A 2897-nucleotide genomic window follows, 5' to 3' on the forward strand; every position below is an offset into this window, starting at 1 on the left:
CCGCATTGATTTTCTCGCCATAATTGCCGCCTTGAAGGTTGGAAATGAATTCCCGTGATTATCGCTTGTTTCCATTCGATTTAATGGAACTTACTACTAGAGCGCGTTGAGGCGATTGGACGGACCGTAGCTGAGCTGGGCACCTATGCGAACCTGGCACAGCGCGATAGACTCGTTCAGGAACTGAGAAAGTGCGGACAAGTTGACCGTTTTCCACTCGACTTTCACCGCCGAGATGGTGAAGTCGGGGAGATTGAAGTATCTGGCCGTGTCGTGGAGCTGAGTGGAGAGCCATCGTTGGTGACGATGTTGGTGGATGTGACCGAACGTAACAGGTGGGAACGGGATCTAAAGAATACCCTGGCGTTCAGCGAGTCAATGACTGAAGCAATGCCACTGCCGGTCTTTCATAAAGATACGTCAGGACGCTACACAGGATGTAACACTGCGTTTACTGCTTTCTTAGGCAAGCCCAGAGAGCACATTCTTGGGAAGTCCGTGTTCGATGTTTCACCACTTTCGTTTGCGGCGACCTACAAAGATCGGGACTTAGATCTGTTGACCGATTCCATCGGCAAACAAACCTACGAGAGCGAGGTATTGCATGGTGATGGCACTACTCACTCCGTGATATTCCACAAAGCACGTTTCACTGATGGTCGAGGAAAACCCGCTGGCATCGTTGGAGTCATAACTGACATTACGGAGCGCAAGGCCACCGAATTGGCTCTATTAGAGAGCGAGTCGAGATTCCGAGCCATCATCGAGGCGACTCCGGTGGCTCTTGCACTGAACGATGACAAAGGCAATATTACATACCTCAATCAGGCCTTCACGCAGTCGATCGGGTATACCACTGAGGACATTCCCACTATTGAACATTGGTGGCCGCGTGCATATCCAGACCTGAAATACCGACAGTCCATTGCCGACAAGTGGCAGAGGCATTTTGACGAAGCTCAACAATTCAACGTGCCCTTTGTTCCGGTTGAGGCCAAGGTTCTATGCAAAGACGGCTCGGAACGTACCTTAATGATCAGCGCCACAACCCTAGCTGCCAGTGCCAAGGGAACTCATCTCGTCGTTCTATACGACATAACCGATCGCAAAATCGCGGAAGAGGCCATTCACAATCTCGCCTTCTATGACCCGCTGACCGGCCTGCCCAATCGCCGACTGCTACTTGATCGGGTGAAAAAGGCCATGGCTACCAGCACAAGAAGCGAACGATATGGCGCACTGCTGTTCATCGATCTGGACAACTTCAAGACCCTGAACGACACGCGTGGCCACGACATCGGCGACCTATTGCTGCAAGAAGTCGCTCAGCGCCTGACCAGTTGCGTACGGGAGGGCGATACGGTTGCCCGTTTGGGGGGCGACGAATTCGTGGTGATGCTGGAAGATCTTAGCGAGGATTCGCAGAGCGCCGCTAAACAAGCCGAGACCGTCGGTGAAAAAGTTCTCGCTACGCTCAACCAGACCTATCAGCTCGCCGACTACGAGTATCGCAATACCCCAAGCATAGGCGTTACTCTATTCACGGATCGTCACGGCAGTATCGACGAGCTGCTGAAAAGGGCCGATCTGGCCATGTATCAGGCCAAGGCCGCCGGCCGCAATACGATGCGGTTCTTTGATCCTGAGATGCAGGCCGTGGTCACGTCCCGAGCCGCACTAGAGGCTGGATTGCGCGGGGCGTTGATAGAGAAACAATTCCTGGTTTATTACCAAGCCCAGGTCGACGGCAACGGGCGTTTGACCGGGTCCGAAGCGCTGGTGCGCTGGCAGCATCCAGAACGTGGCTTGGTGTCACCAGCCGAGTTTATTCCCCTAGCTGAAGAAACCAGACTGATCCTGCCGTTGGGCCAATGGGTGCTGGAAACTGCTTGCACCCAGTTGGCCCTGTGGGCGAATCGACCGGAGACCGCCCATCTTACCGTCGCAATAAATGTCAGCGCTCATCAGTTTCGCGAATCTCGATTTGTCGATCAGGTGCTCGCGGTACTCAAAGACACCGGTGCGAATCCGCAGCGGCTGAAGTTGGAACTGACGGAAAGTCTCCTGATATCCAATGTTGAAGAGGTGATCAAGAAAATTGTCGCGCTGAAGGATGCAGGCGTGGGTTTCTCGCTGGATGACTTCGGCACCGGATACTCTTCCCTGTCCTATCTGAAGCAGCTGCCACTGGATCAGTTGAAGATTGACCAGTCCTTTGTCCGTGACGTACTGGTAGATCCAAATGATGCCTCCATTGCCAAGACAATTATCTCGTTGGCTCAGAACCTGGGGCTGGGCGTAATTGCCGAGGGTGTCGAAACAGAAGCGCAACGGGCGTTTCTAGCCCATTCGGGCTGCCATGCTTATCAAGGGTATTTGTTCAGCAAGCCTTTGCCTTTGGTTGGGTTCGAACAGTTTGTACTTCAGAGTTAAGTATGTGCGATGACCGCTGGGTGCCTAGAACCGGTCGATGGCGATGCATATATCATGCGACTCTTCTGGGCACCAAGGCGACCGACACGAACGGCGGCTGATCGGTCTCGGAAATGATGAAACCGGCTTCCCCGCGTTTCATTGAATTTGCGCCATACTAAACAGGAAGAACTCGACGTGGTTCAAACCCGGGTAACACTTTTAACTGACCGGCGCGTAAGAAATCCGTTGCTTATACCAATTAAGACATATAGAAAATTGACCTATGTTTTGCGCGTGCGCGCTCAAAGTTCATCATTCATCGCATATCCGTTGATACTAGCGACCCCCCTCTTTCTCGGCAGTATCTCGACATGATTCCATCAACTTTTCCGGCAGCTAAACTGCTCTCGCAACAACGCATTGACTTGCAGGGCAATCGCACCTAAATTCATAGCATACCAATTTCCAAAACCTTCTCCATA

General features: G+C 52.5%; 1 protein-coding gene. It reads left to right on the forward strand.

The window, feature by feature from the left end; genetic code table 11:
• Positions 1 to 114: 114 nt before the first annotated feature.
• Positions 115 to 2433: a sensor domain-containing protein gene (locus ACOYNV_RS27055; protein WP_422902919.1), complete on the forward strand. Its 2319-nt coding sequence runs from the start codon at positions 115 to 117 to the stop codon at positions 2431 to 2433.
• Positions 2434 to 2897: the final 464 nt, after the last annotated feature.

The organism is Propionivibrio sp. (genome assembly GCF_049316945.1).
In the GTDB taxonomy this organism is placed as follows: domain Bacteria; phylum Pseudomonadota; class Gammaproteobacteria; order Burkholderiales; family Rhodocyclaceae; genus Propionivibrio.